26 protein-coding genes are annotated in these 21,601 nt (G+C 60.5%); 12 read left to right on the forward strand and 14 right to left on the reverse strand.

The features are described from left to right. The first annotated feature begins 39 nt into the window (after positions 1-39). The 4 genes from C6Y56_RS19890 (at position 40) to C6Y56_RS19905 (ending at position 3,281) form a co-directional block, all read left to right on the forward strand. Entirely contained in the window at positions 40-996 is a 957-nt protein-coding gene (locus C6Y56_RS19890) for a LysR family transcriptional regulator (RefSeq protein ID WP_169431322.1), read from the forward strand. An 83-nt stretch (positions 997-1,079) separates the two neighbouring features. Next, complete coding sequence (locus tag C6Y56_RS19895; RefSeq protein WP_064383306.1) at positions 1,080-1,544, forward strand: MarR family winged helix-turn-helix transcriptional regulator; 465 nt, start codon at positions 1,080-1,082, stop codon at positions 1,542-1,544. A gap of 270 nt (positions 1,545-1,814) precedes the next feature. Further along, a complete protein-coding gene (locus tag C6Y56_RS19900) occupies positions 1,815-2,234 on the forward strand; it encodes an organic hydroperoxide resistance protein (protein WP_034155242.1) in 420 nt (139 codons plus the stop codon). Between the two features lie 33 nt (positions 2,235-2,267). After that, positions 2,268-3,281, forward strand: a complete 1,014-nt coding sequence (locus tag C6Y56_RS19905; protein WP_169431323.1) for an alpha/beta hydrolase — start codon at positions 2,268-2,270, stop codon at positions 3,279-3,281. Between the two features lie 65 nt (positions 3,282-3,346). Here the strand turns inward: C6Y56_RS19905 and C6Y56_RS19910 are convergent, their stop codons facing one another. After that, positions 3,347-3,916 carry an elongation factor P gene (locus tag C6Y56_RS19910; protein ID WP_003226785.1) on the reverse strand — a complete coding sequence of 190 codons (570 nt, stop codon included), beginning with the start codon at positions 3,914-3,916 and terminating at the stop codon, positions 3,347-3,349. A gap of 48 nt (positions 3,917-3,964) precedes the next feature. After that, positions 3,965-5,107, reverse strand: a complete 1,143-nt coding sequence (earP, locus tag C6Y56_RS19915) for an elongation factor P maturation arginine rhamnosyltransferase EarP (protein ID WP_169431324.1) — start codon at positions 5,105-5,107, stop codon at positions 3,965-3,967. Positions 5,108-5,231: 124 nt separating this feature from the next. Between earP and C6Y56_RS19920 the strand changes: the two genes are divergently transcribed. Together C6Y56_RS19920 and C6Y56_RS19925 are read left to right on the forward strand one after the other, a co-directional pair. Beyond that, positions 5,232-5,639, forward strand: coding sequence for a hypothetical protein (locus C6Y56_RS19920; RefSeq protein WP_169431325.1), 408 nt, complete (start codon positions 5,232-5,234; stop codon positions 5,637-5,639). 2 nt (positions 5,640-5,641) lie between these two features. Next, entirely contained in the window at positions 5,642-6,124 is a 483-nt protein-coding gene (locus tag C6Y56_RS19925) for a GreA/GreB family elongation factor (protein ID WP_169431326.1), read from the forward strand. Between the two features lie 8 nt (positions 6,125-6,132). On the opposite strand, the gene cysB is transcribed toward C6Y56_RS19925, so the two are convergent. The 5 genes from cysB to C6Y56_RS19950 all read right to left on the reverse strand — a co-directional run bounded on the left by cysB (position 6,133) and on the right by C6Y56_RS19950 (position 10,095). Further along, the gene (cysB, locus tag C6Y56_RS19930) at positions 6,133-7,107 is read right to left on the reverse strand and encodes an HTH-type transcriptional regulator CysB (protein WP_007955684.1); all 975 of its coding nucleotides are present in this window, start codon (positions 7,105-7,107) and stop codon (positions 6,133-6,135) included. Positions 7,108-7,220: 113 nt separating this feature from the next. Next, complete coding sequence (locus C6Y56_RS19935) at positions 7,221-7,724, reverse strand: universal stress protein (RefSeq protein ID WP_169431327.1); 504 nt, start codon at positions 7,722-7,724, stop codon at positions 7,221-7,223. A 98-nt stretch (positions 7,725-7,822) separates the two neighbouring features. Then, a complete protein-coding gene (locus tag C6Y56_RS19940; protein WP_169431328.1) occupies positions 7,823-8,728 on the reverse strand; it encodes a 5'-nucleotidase in 906 nt (301 codons plus the stop codon). Between the two features lie 24 nt (positions 8,729-8,752). Continuing rightward, the gene (locus C6Y56_RS19945; RefSeq protein ID WP_169431329.1) at positions 8,753-9,709 is read right to left on the reverse strand and encodes a putative 2-dehydropantoate 2-reductase; all 957 of its coding nucleotides are present in this window, start codon (positions 9,707-9,709) and stop codon (positions 8,753-8,755) included. After that, on the reverse strand, positions 9,709-10,095 hold the full coding sequence (locus tag C6Y56_RS19950) for a thioredoxin family protein (protein WP_169431330.1): 387 nt from the start codon (positions 10,093-10,095) through the stop codon (positions 9,709-9,711). Before C6Y56_RS19950 ends, C6Y56_RS19945 begins: the two co-directional genes overlap by 1 nt. Between C6Y56_RS19950 and C6Y56_RS19955 the strand changes: the two genes are divergently transcribed. After that, positions 10,094-10,537, forward strand: a complete 444-nt coding sequence (locus C6Y56_RS19955) for a PilZ domain-containing protein (protein ID WP_169431331.1) — start codon at positions 10,094-10,096, stop codon at positions 10,535-10,537. The two genes, C6Y56_RS19950 and C6Y56_RS19955, sit on opposite strands and share 2 nt — an antisense overlap. Before the next feature lie 129 nt (positions 10,538-10,666). Further along, entirely contained in the window at positions 10,667-11,743 is a 1,077-nt protein-coding gene (locus C6Y56_RS19960; RefSeq protein WP_007908583.1) for a 3-deoxy-7-phosphoheptulonate synthase, read from the forward strand. A 68-nt stretch (positions 11,744-11,811) separates the two neighbouring features. Here the strand turns inward: C6Y56_RS19960 and C6Y56_RS19965 are convergent, their stop codons facing one another. Next, positions 11,812-12,093: a GNAT family N-acetyltransferase gene (locus C6Y56_RS19965; RefSeq protein WP_007955658.1), complete on the reverse strand. Its 282-nt coding sequence runs from the start codon at positions 12,091-12,093 to the stop codon at positions 11,812-11,814. Between the two features lie 637 nt (positions 12,094-12,730). Between C6Y56_RS19965 and oprI the strand changes: the two genes are divergently transcribed. Further along, complete coding sequence (gene oprI, locus C6Y56_RS19970; RefSeq protein ID WP_003199355.1) at positions 12,731-12,982, forward strand: outer membrane lipoprotei OprI; 252 nt, start codon at positions 12,731-12,733, stop codon at positions 12,980-12,982. Between the two features lie 122 nt (positions 12,983-13,104). Here oprI and C6Y56_RS19975 read toward each other — a convergent pair whose 3' ends face one another. The 3 genes from C6Y56_RS19975 to C6Y56_RS19985 all read right to left on the reverse strand — a co-directional run bounded on the left by C6Y56_RS19975 (position 13,105) and on the right by C6Y56_RS19985 (position 15,168). Beyond that, the gene (locus C6Y56_RS19975; RefSeq protein WP_169431332.1) at positions 13,105-14,076 is read right to left on the reverse strand and encodes a L,D-transpeptidase family protein; all 972 of its coding nucleotides are present in this window, start codon (positions 14,074-14,076) and stop codon (positions 13,105-13,107) included. Between the two features lie 135 nt (positions 14,077-14,211). Continuing rightward, on the reverse strand, positions 14,212-14,505 hold the full coding sequence (locus C6Y56_RS19980) for a hypothetical protein (protein ID WP_007908575.1): 294 nt from the start codon (positions 14,503-14,505) through the stop codon (positions 14,212-14,214). Between the two features lie 57 nt (positions 14,506-14,562). After that, entirely contained in the window at positions 14,563-15,168 is a 606-nt protein-coding gene (locus tag C6Y56_RS19985) for an arylesterase (RefSeq protein WP_169431333.1), read from the reverse strand. 10 nt (positions 15,169-15,178) lie between these two features. Between C6Y56_RS19985 and C6Y56_RS19990 the strand changes: the two genes are divergently transcribed. From C6Y56_RS19990 to greB, 3 genes are read left to right on the forward strand one after another with little or no spacing between them, the layout of a single operon-like run. Continuing rightward, positions 15,179-15,862 carry an ABC transporter ATP-binding protein gene (locus tag C6Y56_RS19990; RefSeq protein WP_169431334.1) on the forward strand — a complete coding sequence of 228 codons (684 nt, stop codon included), beginning with the start codon at positions 15,179-15,181 and terminating at the stop codon, positions 15,860-15,862. Then, positions 15,862-18,366, forward strand: coding sequence for an ABC transporter permease (locus C6Y56_RS19995; protein ID WP_169431335.1), 2,505 nt, complete (start codon positions 15,862-15,864; stop codon positions 18,364-18,366). The genes C6Y56_RS19990 and C6Y56_RS19995 overlap by 1 nt, the downstream gene beginning before the upstream one ends. Positions 18,367-18,400: 34 nt before the next feature. Further along, positions 18,401-18,898, forward strand: a complete 498-nt coding sequence (gene greB / locus C6Y56_RS20000; protein ID WP_003226818.1) for a transcription elongation factor GreB — start codon at positions 18,401-18,403, stop codon at positions 18,896-18,898. Positions 18,899-18,901: 3 nt separating this feature from the next. Here greB and C6Y56_RS20005 read toward each other — a convergent pair whose 3' ends face one another. The 3 genes from C6Y56_RS20005 to C6Y56_RS20015 all read right to left on the reverse strand — a co-directional run bounded on the left by C6Y56_RS20005 (position 18,902) and on the right by C6Y56_RS20015 (position 21,424). After that, on the reverse strand, positions 18,902-19,210 hold the full coding sequence (locus C6Y56_RS20005) for a class I SAM-dependent methyltransferase (protein ID WP_169431336.1): 309 nt from the start codon (positions 19,208-19,210) through the stop codon (positions 18,902-18,904). 250 nt (positions 19,211-19,460) lie between these two features. Beyond that, complete coding sequence (locus C6Y56_RS20010; protein WP_007950955.1) at positions 19,461-19,895, reverse strand: DoxX family protein; 435 nt, start codon at positions 19,893-19,895, stop codon at positions 19,461-19,463. A gap of 107 nt (positions 19,896-20,002) precedes the next feature. Next, the gene (locus C6Y56_RS20015; RefSeq protein WP_169431337.1) at positions 20,003-21,424 is read right to left on the reverse strand and encodes a transglycosylase SLT domain-containing protein; all 1,422 of its coding nucleotides are present in this window, start codon (positions 21,422-21,424) and stop codon (positions 20,003-20,005) included. Positions 21,425-21,601 lie beyond the last annotated feature (177 nt).

Genomic DNA, 21,601 nt, shown 5'->3' on the forward strand with positions numbered 1-21,601 from the left:
AATGGCTGTGCCAAATCCGCATAGGCAATGAGCTGATTCATGAACCCCAATCAATTGACCGAACAACTCGGGCTGTTTCTCGATGTGCTGGAGAGTGGCAGTTTTTCTGCTGCCTCGCGCCGACATCCGCTGACACCATCTGCTGTCGCCCGGCGCATCGACAGTCTGGAAAGCGCTGTCGGCAGTCAGTTGTTTATTCGCAGCACTCACGCAGTGCGCGCCACGCCGGCCGGCCTGGCGTTTGCCGAGCGAGCGCGACGCATTGTGGCCGAGTTGCAATTGGCCCGGGCCGAAGCGGTGTCCCTGAGCAGCGCGCCGGAGGGTCTGATCCGGGTGGATGCGCCGGCGGCGTTCGGACGGCGGCATCTGGCACCGGTGATTGCCGATTTTCTGGTGCTGTACCCGGGACTGGATGTGCAATTGCATCTGATCGACAGCTTCGTCGACATGGACGGTTCGAACCTGGGCAAGGTCGATCTGGTGTTGCGCGCCGGGCAAATGGCCGACACCCGGCTGGTCGCCACACCGCTGGCGAGCATGGTGCGCATCGCCTGCGCCAGCCCCGACTATCTCAAGCGCCGGGGCGTGCCGAGTGAGCCCGCGCAATTGAGCGAGCATGATGGCCTCGATTGGGACGGCCTTGCCCCGCCCTTCGCCTGGCGTTTCGAACAGGACGGGCAGATGCAATTGCACCGCCCGGCGCGGGTGCGCATGAGCGCCAACAACGCCGAAGCGCTGGTTTGCGGTGCGCTCGCGGGACTCGGGATCGCACATCTGCCGACCTGGCTGGCCAGCGAATACCTGTTGCGTGGCGAGTTGTTGCCGCTGTTCTGCGAAAACGGTCTGCCGCAACCGGAAAGTGCTGGCATCTATGCGCTGCGACTGCAGCAACAGGCCAGTTCCCGCAGCCGCCTGCTGCTGGAATATCTCAAGACCCGGTTCAGCCCCGTGCCGCCGTGGGATCTGGCACTGCAACGAGAACTGGGCCGGCACTAACCGAGTCGCCACCGGGCACAATTGTCTGGCGCATTAAAGATTCGAGCGCTAGATTCATCTGCATCACCGTTCAAGGCACCGACATGACCACCGACCGCAACACCACCGACCACTGCGAAGACCTGCTGCTCGACAATCAGGCCTGCTTCGCCCTGCATTCCACCTCGCTGATGATGACCAAGGTCTACAAGCCACTCCTGCAAGCGCTTGGCCTGACGTATCCGCAGTATCTGGCGATGATGGTGCTGTGGGAGAAGGATGGTCTGACCGTCGGGGAAATCAGCACGCGCCTGCTGACCGATCCGGGCTCGCTGACTCCGTTGCTCAAGCGGCTGGAAGGTGAAGGTTTGCTCAGCCGAACCCGCAGCCGGGAAGATGAGCGTGTGGTGATCGTTGAACTGACTGCCCAGGGACGCGCCTTGAAAGACAAGGCCCGAACCGTGCCGCAATGCATCCTCGGGGCCAGCGGCTTCACGCTGGAGCGCCTGCAAAACCTGCAAGCCGAGTTGCAGGCCTTGCGTGGTCATTTGCAGGACAGCCTCACTTAAGACTCCCCCCTTTCCTGTGGGCGCAGCCTTGCGCCTGCAGGCGTCCCCCTTCCCGGCTTATCACCGAAAAAATTTTCCTCTCGATTCACATTCAAAAAAACCTTCCATATCAAAAGCTTGAGATCACGACTCACCCTGATCCCAGTACGGGTTCGAGCTTTCTTCAAAAATTTATCTTGCGCACTAAATATTAGCGAAGTACATTTACTTCGCACCTAGTTAGCGCGCAAACAATTAGCGCAACAAACCACACTGAATGAGGCTCACACCATGCAAACTCTCTACACCGCAATCGCAACCTCCACTGGCGGCCGTGACGGTCGTGCGATCTCCAGCGACAACATCCTCGACGTCAAACTGGCCACTCCGAAAGAACTCGGCGGTGCTGGCGGCGCGGCCACCAACCCTGAGCAACTGTTCGCCGCCGGTTACTCGGCCTGCTTCATCGGCGCCCTGAAATTTGTTGCCAGCCAGACCAAACGCAAAATCCCGGACGACGCGTCGATCACCGCTCACGTCGGCATCGGCCAGATTCCTGGCGGCTTCGGTCTGGACATCGACCTGCATATCAGCCTGCCGGGCCTGGAACAGGCTGATGCACAAAGCCTGGTCGACGCAGCCCACCAGGTTTGCCCGTACTCCAACGCCACTCGCGGCAACGTCGATGTGCGTCTGCACGTCACCGTGTAATCACTGACAACCAGGCCCGTACAGGAAATGAACATGAACACTTTCAGCAAAGTCTTGACCGGTACCCTTCTCGCCCTGTCCATCCACAGCGCATTCGCCGGGGAGGTTGAACACAACACCCAGGCATTCCTCGATGTGCTGAACGCCAGCACCGGCAAACCGATGGAACAGCTGACACCCAAGGATGCCCGCGCCGTGCTGGCGGGCGCGCAGTCCGGGGTCAAACTGACGCTGCCCAAAGCGGACGTCAGCGAGAAGACCATCCAGGTCGATGGCCAACCGTTGAGCCTGACCATCGTCCGGCCGGCCGGGGTCAAGGGCGAGCTGCCGGTGTTTATGTTCTTCCACGGCGGCGGCTGGGTGCTGGGGGATTTCCCGACCCACGAACGTCTGGTGCGGGATCTGGTGGTCGGCTCGGGTGCGGCGGCAGTGTTCGTCAACTACACCCCGTCGCCGGAGGCGCATTATCCGGTGGCGATCAACCAGGCTTACGCCGCGACCAAATGGGTGGCCGAACACGGCAAAGAGATCAACGTCGACGGCAAGCGTCTGGCGGTGGCGGGCAACAGCGTCGGCGGCAACATGGCGGCAGTTGTCGCCCTGATGGCCAAAGACAAAGGCACCCCGGCGATCAAATTCCAGCTGCTGCTGTGGCCGGTGACCGATGCCAGTTTCGACACCGGTTCGTACAACCAGTATGCCGAGGGGCACTTCCTCACCCGCAACATGATGAAGTGGTTCTGGGACAACTACACCACCGACGCCAACCAGCGGAACGAGATCTACGCCTCGCCGCTGCGGGCAACGACCGCGCAATTGAAAGGTCTGCCGCCTGCACTGGTGCAGACCGCGGGGGCCGATGTGCTGCGTGACGAAGGTGAAGCCTATGCCCGCAAACTCGACGAAGCCGGCGTGCCGGTGACCTCGGTGCGCTACAACGGCATGATCCACGACTACGGTTTGCTCAACGTAGTCAGCCAGGTACCGGCAGTGCGTTCGGCGATGCTGCAGGCCTCGGAAGAACTGAAGCAGCACCTGAAGCAGTAATTTTCATCAGGCACAAAAAAGCCCGACTCAATGGTCGGGCTTTTTCTTTGCGCAAAAACCAGTGCTTATTTGGCACGGCCTTTGTAGGAACCGCCTTCGCGGGTATCGATCTCGATCATGTCGCCGATTTCGATGAAGTCAGCAACCGACAGCTCGGTACCGTTCTTCAGTTTGGCAGGCTTCATCACCTTGCCGGAAGTGTCGCCGCGAGCGGAACCTTCGGTGTAGTCAACCTGACGCACGATGGTGGTCGGCAGCTCTACGGATACCAGACGCTCTTCGAAGAACACGGCTTCGCAAACGTCGGTCATGCCTTCTTCAACGAAAGGCAGAACGCTTTCGATGTCTTCGGCGTTCAGCTCGTACATGGTGTAGTCGGTGGTGTCCATGAACGTGTAGGTGTCGCCGCTGATGAAGGACAGGGTCGCTTCTTTGCGGTCGAGGATCACGTCGTCCAGCTTGTCGTCCGCACCGTAAACGGTTTCGGTCTTGTAACCGGTCAGCAGGTTCTTCAGCTTGGTCTTCATGATCGCGCTGTTACGACCCGATTTGGTGAATTCAGCTTTCTGAACCAGCCAAGGATCGTTGTCGATACGAATCACGGTACCGGGTTTGAGTTCTTTACCAGTTTTCATTGCGAATATCCGAATTTGGATGGGATTTACAAAAATCTAGGCCGCGTATCATATCCAATTTCGGTAAAACTGTACCAGCGCCGTCGCAAGATCGGCCTGCAAGGCCTGTTCCAGACACCATGCTTCGGCATGTTCCTGCAGTTCTGGCCAGTGTTTACGGGCCGCCAGCCAGTGATCGCCGATCGGCTGCCCGGAACTCCAGGCGTGCCAGAGACCGTTCATCGCCTCGGCAGCATCCGGCGAAAGGCCTTTCGTATAGAGCGCAAGGAAGGCATCCAGCTTGTCCAGATGGATATCTTCGTCCTGCTGATAGATGTGCCACAGCATCGGACGACCGGCCCACTGCGCGCGGACAAACGAATCCTCGCCGCGCACCGCGTTGAAATCGCAGCACCAGAGCAATTGATCGTATTGATCCTGCCGGACGAACGGCAACACCTGCACGGTCAGCGCCTGGCGCACATTCACCTCGCCGATCGCCAGCGACTCGACCCCGAGCCAGCGGGCGACGTCGCCAAGGATTCGCCCTTCCGGTACCAGCAGATGAGTGGGCGTCGAGTCCGCGGCCAGTACATCCAGCCAACTGGCAAGGCCGGCATTTTCGTAGGCGAACAGTGAGATCAACCGGGCATCGCCCGCAGGCTCCACACCCAGCCCCTGCAGGAATTGTCGCTGCGCTTCGCGATCCTGCTGAAACAGACGACGACGCTCCAGCAAACCGCTTTCACGCAACAAGCCGCCAGTGCCGGGCTGAAATCCCGGAAAGAAAAAGTACTTCTGCACCGTTTTGTATTTCACCGAAGGCAGGCCGTGGCAGCCAACCACCCAGTCTTCGGCGCTGAGATAGTCGAGGTTAATCCACAACGGTGGTGTTTCCCGTGCCGCCATGACATCCATGCAGGCACTCGGCAACTGACAGGCGAATGCAGCGATCACCACGTCGGCGGCGTCCGTTTCCAGCCACTCGCCCGACCAGTGCCGGACCTCGACGCCCTCTTGCCACTGAGCTTCGAGGCGGATGTCGAGCGCCGGGCAAATCCGCTCGAACGCACGCAGGTCATCGACCCACAGTCGCACCGCCAGCGCATGCTCGGCCACCAGTTGCCTGGCCAGACGCCAGGTCACCCCGATATCGCCGTAGTTGTCGACCACGGTGCAAAAGATGTCCCAGCGGGTTTTCGGTTGCGGCATTCAAGACTCCCGTTGGCAAAAGCGGCGATTGTCCGCATAAATGTCCGCGTGCAGAAGAGCCGACGACGATTAATCTTCGTGCGACAATCGCCACTTGCCCGCAATCATCCGCCAGGAGGCAGCCATGCCCTACCGCCCAACCCCGCGTCGCCCCTTGCCTGTTCAGCTTAGCGCGCTGCAATTGACCGGCAGCATTGCCCTGGGATTGTGGCTGGGTTTCCTGGCCATTGCGCTGACTTGCTGGCTCGCCTCGCTGCTCTTCAGCCGTCAATTGCAACCAGTGACGGAAGCCGTTCAGCAACTGAGCAAACCGGCGGTAGTCACGCAGCCTCAGGAAGATCCGCAGCCGCAGAACCGCCTGTTCGAACAATACGAAGAAAACCTGCGCAAGAACGAGCAGCACAATCGCCTGGATCAGGCCCGCAGCAGCACGCGCAACCAGTCGAACCCTAAATGCCAGTTCTGGCTCCAGCAGGATCAGACCGCTCCGAGCGAAAAGAGCCGCGCCAATGTCCTGCAATTCTGCGATTGATCATGAACAAACACACTGTCCACCAACTGATTCTCGACAAACTGCGCGTCGACCTCGACATCGCTGAACGTGCCGCGCAAACCGCATACGAAACCGCGACTCACGAAGAGAACATCGCTGAAAACAAGTACGACACTCTGGGGCTCGAGGCGTCGTACCTGGCGGCCGGGCAAGCGAAACGGGTCGAGGAAATCCGCCAGTCACTGGCGGTTTGCCAGAACCTGACGCTTCGGGCCTACGACGATCAGCGCGGAATCGAAATCGGCGCCCTGCTCGGTCTGGAAGACGAAAAGGGTCGCGAGCAATGGCTGTTTCTGGCGCCCGATGCGGCGGGCCTGAAGGTCGACGTGGTGGGTCAGCCGATCACCGTCATCACCCCACGCTCGCCGCTGGGCAAAAGCCTGCTGGGAAAGTGCGAGGGCGATGAAGTGGAGATTCTGGTGGCAGGCACCCGGCAACAGTTCGCTGTCACCGAGGTGCTGTAGAGAGGGACTCAGTGGACGGGCAGTTCGACGCCTTCGAACAGCTCTTCCAGTTCCTGCTTGTTGTGACACTGGATGGCCTTGGCCATGACTTCGCGAGTCAGATGCGGTGCGAATTTCTCGATGAAGTCGCACATGAAGCCACGCAGGAAGGTGCCACGACGGAAACCGATCTTGGTCACGCTGGACTCGAACAGCTCGCTGGCATCGAGCACAACCAGGTCATTATCGAGCTTGGTATCGACGGCCATTTTGGCCACGATGCCGACACCCAGCCCCAGACGTACGTAGGTTTTGATGACGTCGGCGTCGGCGGCGGTGAACACCACTTTCGGCGTCAGGCCGCGATGGCTGAAGGCTTCGTCGAGTTTCGAACGGCCGGTGAAACCGAACACGTAAGTCACGATCGGGTATTCGGCCAGTGCCTCGAGGGTCAGCTTCGGCAGCTTGGTCAGCGGGTGGCCCTGAGGCACGACCACGCAGCGGTTCCAGCGGTAGCACGGCATCATCACCAGATCGCCGAACAGTTCCAGCGCTTCGGTGGCGATGGCGAAATCCACAGTGCCGTCAGCGGCCATTTCGGCGATCTGCATCGGCGAACCCTGGTGCATGTGCAGCGCCACGTCCGGGTATTGCTTGATGAAATTGCTGATCACCGGCGGCAGTGCGTAACGTGCCTGGGTGTGAGTGGTGGCGATCGACAGGGTGCCTTTCTTCTCGTTGGAGAACTCTTGAGCGATCTGCTTGATGCTTTCGACCTTGCGCAGAATCTCACCAGCGGTGGTGATGATGCGCTCGCCGGCCGGGGTGACGCGGGTCAGGTGTTTGCCGCTGCGGGCGAACACTTCGACACCCAGTTCGTCTTCCAGCAGGCGGATCTGTTTACTGATGCCCGGTTGCGAGGTGTAAAGGCTTTGGGCGGTAGCGGAAACGTTGAGGTCGTGGTGCGCCACTTCCCAGATGTAGCGCAATTGTTGAAGCTTCATATGAATCCCTCAAAGCAGGTAGACGCCACGGGCATCAGCGACGGTATATAACTATATTAATGGTTTGGAGAATAAATCTAGAACTTTTTCATCAAAAGGCCATTATTCCTGCTTCAGCGATCCCCCCGACGCCGACGCTCAACCAGCGGCACCATGTAAACCGGCACCTTGGACAACTGCAGCACGCGGGTCGCCGTGCGTCCCAACGGTGTTTCCGCCCCGACCCCGTGGCTGTGACTTCCTACGATCAGCAAATCGACAGAGAGTTTCTGCACCTGATCGAGAATCACCTGTGACGGATCGCCCTGCAGCACCCGTACCGCACGAATCCGCAGCAGGTCCTGCTCACCCTCGTCCCCCAACTCTTCGCGAAAGCTGTCGAGCACCCGTTGCTCGATATTGGCAATCACGGTTTTCAGACCCTGGCTATGGAACTCGTTCAATGCCTGTTCGTCGAGATAGCTCTGCAACACCGATTCGGCAAACAGCCCCATGGGCTCCACCGCATGCACCACATACAAGTCGGCATTGAACGTTCGAGCCATCGTCAGGGCATGCTGCATCACTAACGGTGCGTACAGACCGAGGTCAGTGGCATACAGCATCGAACGAATCATATGACCTCCTCGCAAGCCAACATGGCGGAGATTTGATTCAGCTTAGCAGTGCCTTGGCGAGTACGACGTGCGACGCAACGTCTTGAACCACGTGGGCTTTAGACCGCCGGTTCGTTGCTGATGCCATGGGGGACATGGCCGGTGGCGACCACCTCGCGGGCCAGCTCGCAGTGACCGGCCTGATCATCGAAGAACACGTCGGCGGCGAACGCTTCGAGAAACGCCGACTTGGTCAGTCCACCCAGAAACAGCGACTCGTCCAGGCGGATGTCCCATTCGCGCAAGGTGCGGATCACCCGCTCGTGGGCCGGGGCCGAACGTGCCGTGACCAGGGCAGTACGGATCGGGCAGGCATCGTCAGGGAACTCGCGCTGCAACAGATTGAGCGCCGCCAGAAAGCCTTTGAACGGCCCACCGCGCAATGGCTCGCGCGCGGATTCACGCTCCTTGGCCTGGAAGGCTTCGAGGCCGCCGGACTGATAGATCCGCTCCGATTCGTCGGAAAACAGCACCGCGTCACCGTCGAAGGCAATGCGCAATTCATCGCTGGCTGCACGGCTGGCGCCACCGGAAAGAATGGTGGCCGCCGCAAAGCCGTTGTCCAGTGCCGAGCGCACGTCTTCGGCGTGGGTGGAAAGAAACAGGTCGCAACCGAAGGCTTTGAGATAAGGATAGGGGCTGCGCCCGCCGACAAACGCCGCACGGGAAATCGCCAGGCCGTAGTGATCGATCGAGTGGAACACCCGCAGCCCCGTGTCGGCACTGTTGCGCGATACCAGAATCACCTCGACCCGCGCGCGACCGAGGCGAGTGTTGAGGTTGAGCAGTTTTTCCACCAGCGCAAAGGCATCGCCCGGCGCCAGGATTTCGTCTTCATGCTCGATCTGATATTGCCGATAGGCTTCGACGCCGCTCGACAGGTAGACCTTGTGGCTTTCGCTCAGGTCGAACAGGGCACGGGACGAAATCGCCAGCACCAGTTTGTCATCGATGTTCTTGGCCATGCCTTCCCCCCCAGTGCGACCGGTTTAAACGTTGCGCCGGTCGATAAAGCTCAATGTGCGGTACAACGATTCGATTCGCGGCAACTCGCAGCCCGCCGCTTTTGCCGCCGCCAAGGGTCGAGCGTAGATGGCGTCCAGTTCCAGCGGTCGCTTGTGCAGAAAGTCGTGGTACATGCTCGGCCAATAGTCGGGCATTTTCTCGGTCATCATGAACAGGTACTGGGCGTAACCCGGTGGCATGTCATGACCGCAGGCCTTGGCGCCCAGCACCACTTCAGCCATCAGCGCCTGAATCAACGCGCGGCTGTCAGTGTCGGCCATCAATGGCGTGGTGCTGGCACCGAGCAACACCGAGAGCCCGTTATAGGGAATGTTCCACACCAGTTTCTGCCAGCGCGCCTGATGCAGGTTCGGCATCGCCTGGGAATCGAGACCGGCGGCCCGGAACAGGCCGGCGCCCGCCTCGACGATTGCCATGCGCGCCGCATCATCCGGTGCAGGGCCGCTGTGATAGCCGACGTTCACTGCCCCCAGCGCCTGATGGGTGATCTGCCCCGGCCCTTCGCGGTGGACGCAGATCAGGCACAAGCCGCCGAGCAAATGCAGGGTATCGGGCAGCAACGCCCGCAAGCTGTCTTCGACATCGAGACCGTTTTGCAGTACCAGCACTTTCGCGTCGGGTTTCGCCGCCTGAATGATCGACGGTGCAAGCCCCGCATTGCTGGTGGTCTTGGCGCCGACCAGCAGCCAGTCGCAGGGCGGCATGTCTTCTGCCGACGAATAGGCCTGCACCGGGTTCAGCGTCAGTGCGCCGTGCACCGCGCTGTTCACCTGCAAGCCACGCTCGGCAACCGCAGTAAATTCGCTGCGCAGCAAAAAATGCACATCGAACCCGGCCCGCGCCAGCATCAAGCCGTAAAACCCTCCGATTGCACCGGTACCGATAATCCCTACCACCGGTTTATCGACTACTGCCCCCATCACGGCAACTCCTCTGCAACTCGACCCAGCGCCTGCGCCACGGCTGCATTCAACTCAGTGGCATTCAGGCGCGTGTGTACTGCCCCGAAGAACTCGCCGTCGCGCACCACGAACAACGCCGGCAAATGAAAGACCTGATAACGCTCGACAAGACCACCGTTGTCGCCGGCGTCGATCCAGCACACGCGATCGACTGCCAGTTCCAGCCCGGGCAATACCTCGCGGGCATACCTGCAACTGGCGCAGCCGACACTGGTGAAAATCACCAGCGAAACGCCACTCATCGCCAGCAGCCGTTGGTCGGCGTCGAAATCAGTCAGTTCCGATTCGAACACTATACTGGGGGAAACAATGTCAAATGGCCGACACAGGGAGTCTGTGCTCATGGGACGGTTTATTCCTCATCCGGATGATGTGCCCGTCGAACTGACGTTGCTCAAACCTGAGTGCATTTCGCGGCAACAGCTGCACACTATCAGCCTCGGCGGCATCGCTTGCAATTACCACCGTGCCTGGCGTCATGGCACCGCACTGCAAGTGCGCATGCCCACACTCAATGCCGACTTCGCCTGCCCGGGCTATGTAGCCTGGTGCCTGCGCCGTAAAAAGGGTTATCTGGTGGGGATTGCGTTCACCGATGAACAAACTCTTTTCAGCGCGAGAATGGGTGAGCAGGTGTGTCAGATCGAGCGTTATTGCCGAATCAACGATGCCCACGATGACCTGCAGGATATCCAGGCACGAGCGCTGCAATGGGTCGAACAGCACGCCGAAGAGTTTTCCCACGACACCGTTCGCAAGGCATTTGCGCAACCCGTGCTGGACTGAACGGTTACATGCCCATTGTCGACAGGCGCCCGACGCGCTAAGGTTCGGCTCCCCGACGCGCTTAAATCTGCTGTGCTCCGCCGCGCGGGGATCGCTGGCGGCCGGCATCCGTGACCTGACGAGTAAACGATGGCTGATTTACCGATCAACGACCTAAACGTCGCCTCCAACGAGACCCTGATCACTCCCGATCAGCTCAAGCGTGATATCCCTCTGAGCGACGCTGCCCTGCGCACCGTCACCAAGGGTCGCGAAGTCATCCGCAACATTCTCGATGGCACCGACCATCGTCTGTTCGTGGTGATCGGCCCCTGCTCGATTCACGACATCAAGGCTGCCCACGAATACGCCGATCGCCTGAAAGTGCTGGCGGCGGAAGTTTCGGACACCCTGTACCTGGTCATGCGCGTGTATTTCGAAAAACCGCGCACCACCGTCGGCTGGAAGGGCCTGATCAACGACCCGTATCTGGACGACTCGTTCAAGATCCAGGACGGTCTGCACATCGGTCGCCAGTTGTTGCTGGACCTGGCCGAGAAAGGCCTGCCGACGGCGACCGAAGCCCTCGATCCGATCTCCCCGCAGTATCTGCAGGATCTGATCAGCTGGTCGGCCATCGGCGCCCGCACCACCGAATCCCAGACCCACCGCGAAATGGCTTCCGGCCTGTCTTCGGCCGTCGGCTTCAAGAACGGCACCGACGGCGGCCTGACCGTGGCGATCAACGCCTTGCAGTCGGTTTCCAGCCCGCACCGTTTCCTGGGGATCAACCAGGAAGGTGGTGTGTCGATCGTCACCACCAAAGGCAACGCCTACGGTCACGTGGTGCTGCGCGGCGGTAATGGCAAGCCGAACTACGACTCGGTCAGCGTCGCCCTGTGCGAACAGGCGCTGAACAAGGCGAAGATCAAGCCGAACATCATGGTCGACTGCAGCCACGCCAACTCCAACAAGGATCCGGCCCTGCAACCGCTGGTGATGGAGAACGTCGCCAACCAGATCCTCGAAGGCAACCAGTCGATCATCGGCCTGATGGTCGAGAGTCACCTGAACTGGGGCTGCCAGGCGATCCCGAAAGACCTCGCCGACCTGCAATACGGCGTGTCGATCACCGATGCCTGCATCGACTGGTCGGCCACCGAGAACACCTTGCGCAGCATGCACGCCAAGCTCAAGGATGTTCTGCCGAAACGTCAGCGCAGCTGATCGCGTTTTCGCAGGCATAAAAAAACGCCGGGCATTGCCCGGCGTTTTTGTGTGTGATGTGAGGCCAATCAGATCTTCGCGGTGCGCCGCTGATGCCGCTCCATGTAGCGCTCCACGTAGGAGCACGAAGGAATGACCGTGTAACCCATCTCGTCGGCGTACTGCAGCGCCCGTTCGGTCAGGGCTGCCGCGATGCCTCGGCCACGCAGTGCGTTGGGCACAAAGGTGCGGTAGATATCCAGGGTCTGTTTCCCCAGATCCATATAGGTCAGGTAGGCACGATGACCGTCCACATTGGTCTCGAACTGATGACCAGCCTGGTCATGGTGGATGGACAACGCCTCGCTCATCACTTCTCCTCGCGGGTCTCGAATTCTGACCCCTACCTTACCGATGTTTTCCCGGCGAAGGAACATCTACGCCACCCCGTGCCTGATGGACACCGAGAACAACCGCACCGATCTCGCGCAAGACGAGCACGTATCAAATAGTAGGCACCAATGGCGAAAATGCTCAAGGCACACTCGTCATCAGGCTGATTGGCGGGGCGGCTCCGGTGGACTCAGGGCCGGCTCGGAAGAAGCTTCTCCCGCACCGTAAGGCTGAACATCGCCGGATGTTGAGACTTAAGACGTGCCGCCTTTTTTAAAGTCACCTGAACATGGACAAAGATATGCGAGCCGCCACGCAAAATCGCAACAAAAGTGTGGACGAATCCATATACACGTCCTTTAGCCAAGATCGGCAAAACAGCAGCCGACAACGGGAACTTTTTCTCAATAACTCGCTCACGGTGGGCCTTACAGCTGAGTATTTTTTATACAGCACCGCTAAAAGTTGCTCGAAAAAGAATCAACGCCTACAATTTTTTTTGCTTCTTGCCTTACGTCAGTTTACTTACTACAAGTAATGGGTAGTATGTACGCCGGCTATTTCCTCAATCGGAGGAGACAGCCACTTAATTGAAAGTCCTTGAAGGGGAACACGATGAACAACGTTCTGAAATTCTCTGCTCTGGCTCTGGCCGCAGTTCTGGCTACCGGTTGCAGCAGCGCATCGAAAGAAACCGAAGCACGTCTGACCGCTACTGAAGACGCAGCTGCTCGCTCCCAGGCTCGTGCAGACGAAGCTTACCGTAAAGCTGATGAAGCTCTGGCTGCTGCTCAAAAAGCACAACAGACTGCTGACGAAGCTAACGAGCGTGCTCTGCGCATGCTGGACAAAGCTAGCCGCAAGTAATAGTCCTTCGGGATTGTTATCAAGCCGACCCGTTTTTCGGGTCGGCTTTTTTTTGCCTGAAATTTTCTTCATGCAATAAAAAACCCGCCGACACGCAAGCGTCGGCGGGTTTGTCTTTCAGCTTACTGCTGCAGGTCGATCGGTGCGCTCGACACGATCGGCGCCGAGGTATTGGGCGTGCCGATTTCGGTTGGCAGTCCATCTTCGGCTGCGACCACATCACGCACCACGTCCCAGTTCATGCGCAGGTTGTTGGTGATGTCTTCACGCTTGAGCATCGCGTTGATCACGGCAGTGTGCTTGTCGACCACCGACGGGTTGCCTTTGTCGTCGATCGGTGTGTGCGCCTCCAGATAGACCTTGCCGCCGCTGCGACCGAACTTGTACGCATCGTTGATGATCCGTACCGAAGTCCCCACCGGCACCATGCCGGCCATTTCCAGCACGTTATTGTTGAACATGCGGAAGCAGCCGTGACTGGTGCGCATGCCGATGCCGAATTTCTTGTTCGAACCGTGAATCAGGTAGCCCGGTGTGCCCAGGGTGAACTTGAACGGCCCCAGCGGGTTGTCCGGACCGGCCGGCACCACGTTCGGCAACGGATCGCCATCGGCGGCGTGCTCGGCCTTGATCGAGGCTGGCGGCGTCCAGGTCGGATTCGGCGTTTTGGCGGTGATCGTGGTGTGGGCGATCGGTGAACCCCAGCCTTCACGACCGATACCCAGCGGGAAGGTGTACACCACGTTCTTGCCTTTCGGGAAGTAGTAGAGGCGATACTCGGCCAGGTTGATCACAATGCCTTCGCGCGGGCCCGGCGGCAGGATGAAGCGGGTCGGCAGGACCACTTCAGTGCCGGCGCCCGGCAACCAGGCATCGACGCCCGGGTTGGCCGCGACCATCTCCGAATAGCCCAGATCGTAGGTGGTGCCCAGATCGGCAAAAGTATCTTCGTACTTGGCCTTGATCACCTGCACCTGGCCGATGATGTCTTCGCCAGGCGGTGGCAGGGGAAACTCCAATGCGGCAACGGGACCGGCCACACACAGGGCGGCAAGAGACAGGCAGCGGGTGACGGCAGGAAAACGCGGCAACATCCGGAGAATCCTTCGCAGATCGACAAGGGTATAGGAGCGCGATTGTACACCGCGCCTCGGGAATTCGGGGAGATCCGCCGATGGGCAGACAGAACTCTTCATGTTCGACCTGCCGCCAACTGGAAACGGGTGGACCTACAGTTCGAAACGCAGCTCAGGCCAGATCGGCGACGTCCCACGCTTCTGCGATTCGAGGATCGCCCGGCACAGCGAGCACAGGCGCTGATCCTGGAACACCCGGCGATCCACACTCGACCAGCGCGGTTGCGCCGGCAGCAGACTGCCGCACAGGGTTCGGTCCGCCGAGCCACCGAGCTCCAGTTGACGGGTCACCAGATGCACCCGCACTTCCTGGCAGGCGAACAGATCCAGCTGTTCGTCAGGCTCGATCAGTTGGTAGGCAAACAGGGACCAGGCAGAACGCGACATCGGGGGCTCCATTTAGGGGGGCGCCACATTAGCCGAAAGCCTGCCGCTAGAAAAGCCTCATAGCAGCGGTTTTAGCGTCGGCCAGACATTTTCCAGCAACTTGCCCTGAGCCCCGGCTGCCGGGTGCAGACCGTCGGCCTGCATCAAGTCCGGATGCCCGCCCACGCCTTCGAGGAAAAACGGCACCAGCGGGATTTTCTTCTCCTCGGCGAGCTTGCCGTAAACCCGGGCAAAGGCATCGGTGTAGCGCTTGCCGTAGTTGGGTGGCAACTGCATGCCGAGCAATAGCACCTTGGCCCCCTGTTCACGGGAGCTGTCGATCATCGACGCAAGATTTTGTTGCAATTGCGTTGGAGGCATTCCGCGCAGGCCGTCATTACCGCCCAGTTCGAGGATCACGAGCTCCGGCTTGTGCTCTGCAAGCAGCGCCGGCAGCCGCGCCTGGCCTCCGGCACTGGTGTCGCCGCTGATGGAGGCGTTGACCACTTTATCGTCAAAACCTTCGGCCTTGAGCCGCTGCTCGAGCAGCGACACCCACCCCAACCGGGTATCCAGCCCGAAACCGGCGCTGATACTATCGCCAACGATCAGGACTGTACCCGCCGCTGCGTTCTGGGCCATGCACATCAAGGCCAGGCCAGCACTCAAAAACCACACACGCATCGGATTCTCCATGGGCGCAAGCATTCTCACCGCGAAGAACCTTAGCAAAGTGGTTCCCAGCGCGGAAGGTGAACTGACCATCCTGCACGAACTCAGCCTGGAACTGAACAAGGGCGACAGCCTGGCCATCGTCGGCGCGTCCGGCTCCGGAAAATCCACCCTGCTCGGCCTGCTTGCCGGCCTCGATCTGCCGAGCGGCGGCGAAGTTGTTCTCGCCGGCCAGTCCCTGAGCAATCTCGACGAAGACCAGCGCGCGCGCATCCGTGCCGAACACGTGGGTTTTGTCTTTCAATCCTTCCAGCTGCTCGACAGCCTCAATGCCCTGGAAAACGTCATGCTGCCGCTGGAGCTCGACGGCCGTAAAGACGCTCGCGGTCGCGCCACCGAATTGCTGCAACGGGTCGGCCTCGGCCAGCGCCTGACCCACTCGCCGCGCCAGCTGTCCGGCGGCGAGCAACAACGGGTGGCGATTGCCCGGGCTTTTGCCGCCGAGCCGGATGTACTGTTCGCCGACGAGCCCACCGGCAACCTTGACAGCCATACCGGCGAGCGCATCAGCGACTTGCTGTTCGAACTGAACAAGGAACGCGGCACCACGCTGGTGCTGGTGACCCACGACGAACGCCTGGCCCATCGGTGCCGGCGCCTGATCCGACTTGAAGCCGGCCTGCTGGTCGCCCCCCTGGAGCCTTGATGGCACGTCTGCCGCTGTTGCGCCTGTTCAGCCTTGCCCTGCGCCAGCTCCTGCGCGATGCCCGCGCCGGGGAGTTGCGGGTGTTGTTCTTCGCCTTGCTGGTGGCCGTGGCGGCAAGTACCGCCATCGGCTACTTCGGCGCCCGCCTGAATGGCGCAATGACGTTGCGCGCCACCGAGTTTCTCGGCGCGGATCTGGTACTCGAAGGCAGTTCACCGGCGCGACCGGAACAAATCAGGAGCGGTACCGATCTGCGCCTCGACCACGCGCAGATCGTCGAATTCTCCAGCGTCATCGCCACCGACAACGGCATTCAGTTATCGAGCATCAAGGCCGTCGACCGTGCCTATCCGCTGCGCGGCGAGCTGAAAAGCGCCCCCTCCCCTTTCGCTGCCGAAGAAGCCGGTGGCGAACCGCAGCCGGGCGAAGCCTGGGTCGAATCGCGCCTGCTCACCGCACTGGACCTGAAGATCGGCGACAGCATCGACGTCGGCATGAAAACGTTGAAACTGACGCGAGTGCTGACTTACGAACCGGATCGCGCCGGCAACTTTTACAGCCTGACGCCACGCGTGCTGATCAACCTCGACGACCTCGCCGCGACCGGCGTCGTCCAGCCCGGCAGCCGGGTGAGCTATCGCGAGCTGTGGCGCGGCGAACCCAAAGCGCTGGAAACCTATCGCCAACTGATCAAGCCGGGACTTGCCGCCAACCAGCGGATTCAGGATGCCCGGGACGGCAACCGGCAGATCGGTGGCGCCTTGGGCAAGGCCGAGCGCTATCTGAACATGGCCAGTCTGGTCGCCGTGCTGTTGGCCGGTGTGGCCGTGGCGCTGTCGGCAAACCGCTTCGCCAGCCGTCGTTTCGATGCCAGCGCCCTGCTCCGTTGCCTGGGACTGTCACGCCGGGAAACCATGGTGCTGTTCAGCCTGCAACTGGCGGTACTGGGTCTGCTTGCCAGCCTCGGCGGTGCCCTGCTTGGCTGGCTTGCTCAATTGGGTTTGTTCGCGCTGCTGCATGATCTGTTACCGACCGACGTACCGCCGGGTGGCTTGCTGCCGGCGCTGGCGGGGATCGGCACCGGACTCGTGGCACTGGCCGGTTTCGCCCTGCCACCGCTCGCTGCGCTGGGCCGCGTGCCGCCGCTACGGGTTTTGCGCCGGGACATGCTGCCGATTCCGTCGAGCACCTGGATGGTCTACGGCGCTGCACTCGGTGCACTCGGATTGATCATGTGGCGCCTGAGCCTGGATCTGCTGCTGACCTTTGCTTTGCTCGGCGGTGGTGTGGTCGCCGCCCTGGTGCTCGGTGGTTTGCTGTTGCTACTGCTCAACAGCCTGCGTCGCCTGCTGGCTCGCGCCTCGCTGCCATGGCGCCTCGGCCTGGGTCAGTTGCTGCGTCATCCGCTCGCAGCAGCAGGACAGTCCCTGGCATTCGGTCTGATCCTGCTGTCCATGGCACTGATCGCTTTGCTGCGCGGCGAACTGCTCGACACCTGGCAAAACCAGTTGCCGAAGAATGCTCCGAACTATTTCGCCCTGAACATCCTGCCGGCGGACAAACAGGCCTTCACCGATCACCTGATCAATGTCTCGGCCCAGGCCGCGCCGTTGTATCCGGTGGTGCCGGGACGGCTGATCAGCATCAACGGTGAAGCAGTGCAGCAAATCGTCAGCAAGGATTCGGCCGGCGATCGGGCGATCCAGCGCGACCTGAGCCTGACCTGGGCTGCCGACTTGCCGGCGGGCAACAAGATCACCGCAGGTTCGTGGTGGAGCGGGCAACCCTCGGACGAGGTTCCGGGTGTGTCGGTGGAGGGTAAGGTCGCCGAAAGCCTCAAGCTCAAACTTGGCGATCACCTGGTGTTTACCGTTGGCGGAGTGAACCGCGAAGCGAAAGTCACCAGCCTGCGGGAGATCAACTGGGACAACTTCCAACCAAACTTCTTCATGATCTTCCAGCCCGGCACCCTGAAGGATCTGCCGGCGACCTACCTGACCAGCTTCTATCTGGCGCCCGGTCACGACCAGCAGATCGTCGAGTTGTCGCGAGCATTCCCGGCGGTGACCATCCTGCAGGTCGAAGCCTTGCTCGAACAGCTGCGCAGCATCCTCGCCCAGGTCACCCTGGCGGTGGAGTACGTATTGTTGTTTGTGTTGGCGGCCGGAATGGCGGTGCTGTTTTCCGGGTTGCAGGCGACGCTGGATGAACGCATCCGTCAGGGCGCGCTGTTGCGTGCGCTGGGGGCGGAACGGCAGTTGCTGGTCAAGGCGCGGAGGATCGAGTTCGGCCTGCTGGGCGCAGTCAGCGGGTTGCTGGCGGCCCTCGGTTCGGAAGTGGTGAGTCTGGTGTTGTATCGCTTTGCGTTCGACCTGCCCTGGCACCCGCACCCTTGGTTGCTGTTGTTGCCGTTGATCGGCGCGGCGCTGATCGGTGGCGCCGGCGTATTCGGCACCCGTCGGGCACTGAACGCGAGCCCGCTGACAGTGCTGCGCGAGGGTTGATAGACTCCAGCCCTCAATACCACAAGAAGTAGCCATGAGCCGTTATCGCCCTCCCCGCACTGCCGGCACCGCGCTGATCACCCCCGAAGGTGAAGCGCGGATGCGCGCCGAATTCCATGAGTTGTGGCACGTACGCCGTCCGCAGGTGACGCAATCGGTCAGCGAAGCCGCGGCTCAGGGCGATCGGTCGGAAAATGCCGAGTACACCTACGGCAAAAAGATGCTGCGCGAGATCGACAGCCGCGTGCGCTTTCTCACCAAGCGACTGGAGGCGTTGAAAGTCGTCAGCGAAAAACCGAGCGATCCGAACAAAGTCTACTTCGGCGCCTGGGTGACCATCGAGGATGAGGACGGCAAACAGTCGCGCTACCGCATCGTCGGCCCGGACGAACTGGACCTGAAACTGGGCCTGATCAGCATCGACTCACCGCTGGCCCGCGCCCTGATCGGCAAGGCGCTGGACGCCGAAGTACGGGTCCAGACGCCAACCGGCGAGCAATTCGTTTACATCGTGGCAATCGACTATCCCTGACGCTCAACGCCGTGCAATCAGACCCTGGCGGGCAACGCGGGTCAGTTGACGGATCATTTCCGGAGCGTCTTCAGCGCTGGGCGACTGGATCACTGCGAGGTCGAAACTGTCATTGGCAAAACGCGCCAGCGACTCGCCGTCTTCGACAAACTGGATCAGGAATGCGGCAGGACCGCCGCTGCGACGTGGCCAGCCATCGAGATAACGCAACAGCGTCGGCTGATGTTTACCGCCAAGCAGGATTTTTGGGTTGCGCTGAGTGACATGTGCCGTGATTGGCGCGGGGCGTGCTGGAGGGCGAAGTGCATTCATCGTGTCGTGTCTCTGCCTCAAAAGTCTGCATGGCAGGTGAGAGGCAACACCGAACCAGCGCTTTAGCGGTATTTCGAAGCCCTGTTCCGGCTTCTGACGGCAACTGAAGAATAGTCACCTGGCGCCCCGCAAGTAGCTGTTTAAATCGGCGCATGAGCGGCATCCTAGAGAACGTGACCGGCCAGTGTCAAGAATCAGCCACAACAAAAAAGGCCCGCACAATGCGGGCCTTTTGCTTGAGCCAGAGCGGTCAGCCGGCGATGGCGCGATCCACCGAAAGCTTGCCGGCACCTTCGATCAGCACCGCAAGGCTGCCACCGAGCAGGGCCAGGGCGAACTCATAACCGTTGTTGGCCATGAACAGACCGTTGCTGATGTGCACGGTGAAGATGGCCACCAGCGACAGGAAGGTCAGACCCAGTGCCGCCGGCCGTACCAGCAGACCGATGATCAGCGCCAGACCAGCGAAAAACTCAGTGCCGCCTGCCAGGGTCGCCATCAGATAACCAGGCGTCAGACCGATGCTTTCCATGTATTGCGCGGTGCCGGCCAGGCCGTAGCCACCGAACAGACCGAAGAGTTTCTGCGAGCCGTGGGCGGCGAAGATCACGCCGACAGCAATGCGCAGAATGGTCAGACCGTAGCCGGCGCGGGTGAACAGGACTTTGTTGATCAGAGAGCTCATGTTGCGTTTCCTTGTTGTCAGAAGGGCTTGTTGGTTGGTCGCCATATTAATCAGTTAAATTTATGTTAAAAGCGCAAATATTCCGCCATAACAATCAATTTATTAGATCATTTGCGTGAGACAACTTTCTGTCCCCCGGGCTCCAACGACTCCCGCTCCCGGTCGAACGCCAAGTAATACTTGTTCACACTATTAACATAGCTGACGGCGCCCATCCCGACCTGCTCCATGGCAATGCGCTCGACCTGGAAGAACCACTGATTAGGGTTCAGACCACGACGCCGGGCCTCGGCGCGCATGCCCTGCACGCGCTCCGGGCCGATGTTGTAGGCGGCCAGGGTAAACGCCATGCGCTCGCGCTCATTGAGCTTCGGACTGTTGAAGAACTTGCGGCGGATCATCGCCAGATACTTGGCCCCGGCCTGCACATTCGCATCGAGATTCTGGATGTTATTGACGCCGACCCGCTGCGCGGCGGACGGCGTGATCTGCATCAGCCCGGTAGGCCCGCCACCGCTGCGCGCAGCGGGTTGCAACGCCGATTCCTTGAACGCCAGCGCGGCCAGATTGAGCCAGTCCATGTTCTGCGCTTCGGCATGCTTTTGCAGGGTTGGACGCAGTTTTTCCAGACGCTGGCGGTCAGCCTTGGCCAATGGATAGTGGACTTGATAGAGGCGACGGTAGATCCGCAGAAACGCTGCGTCTTCGTTCGACGGCGTCTTGTAGCCGGTCAGGAAACGGTCGATGCTCGCTCGCAGCATCGAAGCATCTCGCCGCACGAACCAGTACTCCTCGCCCGGCTCGCTGATCATCAACTGCCGGTCAACACGCAACTTCGGCAGGATCTTGCCCCAGCGCTCGGCAATCGGTTGCTCGACGATGGTCAGGTGGAAGATGCCGCCCTGGACCATCTCCAGCACGTCCTCGACGGCCAGCGTAGGATCGACCCATTCGATCTTGATTGGCGCCAGTTTGTGCAGCGCCAGTTTCTGGTTGAGTTGACTGACCGCCTCCCCCGCCGCACTGCCGGTGGGCAGTGCCAGGGTTTTGCCGGCCAGCTGCTCGACTTTGGTGTAGCGCTTCTCGCCCTTGATGCCGACCAGCACCAGCGGCACATTACTGGCGATCGGTTCGCTGCTGGCGACCGCATGGCCCGGTTGCAGATCGAGCAATTCGCCCGGCGCCACCAGATCGCCCTCGCCACGCTGTAGCGCGCCGAGCAATTGATCCTTGGCTTTGGGAATGATCTTGAGGGTGATTTCCTGACCGTCGCGGGCATGGCCATTGAGGTACTGCTCGAAGGCGCGCAAACGGTGATATTCGACGCCAATGGTCTGGCCCTGGACTTCGCCGGAGCTGTTGCGGCTCTGATTGACGAGCACCCGCAACACACGGCTGCTGCGGATCTCGGTCAGGTCGCGAACCTTGGCAGCCGGCACGGCTTGCAGCGGCCCGGGCAAGCGCGCAACCGCCGTCATCGGCAGCAGCAGCGAACCACACAGCAGGAGCAAAACCGAGGGACGAACCATCCACTCTCCGGAAAGAATACGGGGCGTTTTCACCGCTGAACGGTCGCAAAACACCGACGAAAACAGAGCGCCAGGAGCGCTGATAAAGTGCGAGAGACTGGCACAGTGATGGCAATTCTGCCAACCCGTGTTGCCTCGCGGCCTCAACAGACAGTCATAAGCCGTTGTAGTTCTTGG

This window comes from Pseudomonas fluorescens, from assembly GCF_012974785.1.
GTDB classification, from domain to species: domain Bacteria; phylum Pseudomonadota; class Gammaproteobacteria; order Pseudomonadales; family Pseudomonadaceae; genus Aquipseudomonas; species Aquipseudomonas fluorescens_BT.

Coding starts and splice junctions, on each gene's coding strand:
- C6Y56_RS19945 (WP_169431329.1), bottom strand. CDS start 9,709: ATGGGGGCAGTAGTCGATAAACCGGTGGTAGGGATTATCGGTACCGGT.
- C6Y56_RS19895 (WP_064383306.1), top strand. CDS start 1,080: ATGACCACCGACCGCAACACCACCGACCACTGCGAAGACCTGCTGCTC.
- oprI (WP_003199355.1), top strand. CDS start 12,731: ATGAACAACGTTCTGAAATTCTCTGCTCTGGCTCTGGCCGCAGTTCTG.
- C6Y56_RS19995 (WP_169431335.1), top strand. CDS start 15,862: ATGGCACGTCTGCCGCTGTTGCGCCTGTTCAGCCTTGCCCTGCGCCAG.
- C6Y56_RS19935 (WP_169431327.1), bottom strand. CDS start 7,724: ATGATTCGTTCGATGCTGTATGCCACTGACCTCGGTCTGTACGCACCG.
- C6Y56_RS19890 (WP_169431322.1), top strand. CDS start 40: ATGAACCCCAATCAATTGACCGAACAACTCGGGCTGTTTCTCGATGTG.
- C6Y56_RS19965 (WP_007955658.1), bottom strand. CDS start 12,093: ATGAGCGAGGCGTTGTCCATCCACCATGACCAGGCTGGTCATCAGTTC.
- earP (WP_169431324.1), bottom strand. CDS start 5,107: ATGCCGCAACCGAAAACCCGCTGGGACATCTTTTGCACCGTGGTCGAC.
- greB (WP_003226818.1), top strand. CDS start 18,401: ATGAGCCGTTATCGCCCTCCCCGCACTGCCGGCACCGCGCTGATCACC.
- C6Y56_RS19905 (WP_169431323.1), top strand. CDS start 2,268: ATGAACACTTTCAGCAAAGTCTTGACCGGTACCCTTCTCGCCCTGTCC.
- C6Y56_RS19910 (WP_003226785.1), bottom strand. CDS start 3,916: ATGAAAACTGGTAAAGAACTCAAACCCGGTACCGTGATTCGTATCGAC.
- C6Y56_RS19990 (WP_169431334.1), top strand. CDS start 15,179: ATGGGCGCAAGCATTCTCACCGCGAAGAACCTTAGCAAAGTGGTTCCC.
- C6Y56_RS19955 (WP_169431331.1), top strand. CDS start 10,094: ATGGGACGGTTTATTCCTCATCCGGATGATGTGCCCGTCGAACTGACG.
- C6Y56_RS19950 (WP_169431330.1), bottom strand. CDS start 10,095: ATGAGCACAGACTCCCTGTGTCGGCCATTTGACATTGTTTCCCCCAGT.
- C6Y56_RS19980 (WP_007908575.1), bottom strand. CDS start 14,505: ATGTCGCGTTCTGCCTGGTCCCTGTTTGCCTACCAACTGATCGAGCCT.
- C6Y56_RS20015 (WP_169431337.1), bottom strand. CDS start 21,424: ATGGTTCGTCCCTCGGTTTTGCTCCTGCTGTGTGGTTCGCTGCTGCTG.
- C6Y56_RS19975 (WP_169431332.1), bottom strand. CDS start 14,076: ATGTTGCCGCGTTTTCCTGCCGTCACCCGCTGCCTGTCTCTTGCCGCC.
- C6Y56_RS19960 (WP_007908583.1), top strand. CDS start 10,667: ATGGCTGATTTACCGATCAACGACCTAAACGTCGCCTCCAACGAGACC.
- C6Y56_RS19900 (WP_034155242.1), top strand. CDS start 1,815: ATGCAAACTCTCTACACCGCAATCGCAACCTCCACTGGCGGCCGTGAC.
- C6Y56_RS20010 (WP_007950955.1), bottom strand. CDS start 19,895: ATGAGCTCTCTGATCAACAAAGTCCTGTTCACCCGCGCCGGCTACGGT.
- C6Y56_RS20005 (WP_169431336.1), bottom strand. CDS start 19,210: ATGAATGCACTTCGCCCTCCAGCACGCCCCGCGCCAATCACGGCACAT.
- cysB (WP_007955684.1), bottom strand. CDS start 7,107: ATGAAGCTTCAACAATTGCGCTACATCTGGGAAGTGGCGCACCACGAC.
- C6Y56_RS19985 (WP_169431333.1), bottom strand. CDS start 15,168: ATGCGTGTGTGGTTTTTGAGTGCTGGCCTGGCCTTGATGTGCATGGCC.
- C6Y56_RS19920 (WP_169431325.1), top strand. CDS start 5,232: ATGCCCTACCGCCCAACCCCGCGTCGCCCCTTGCCTGTTCAGCTTAGC.
- C6Y56_RS19925 (WP_169431326.1), top strand. CDS start 5,642: ATGAACAAACACACTGTCCACCAACTGATTCTCGACAAACTGCGCGTC.
- C6Y56_RS19940 (WP_169431328.1), bottom strand. CDS start 8,728: ATGGCCAAGAACATCGATGACAAACTGGTGCTGGCGATTTCGTCCCGT.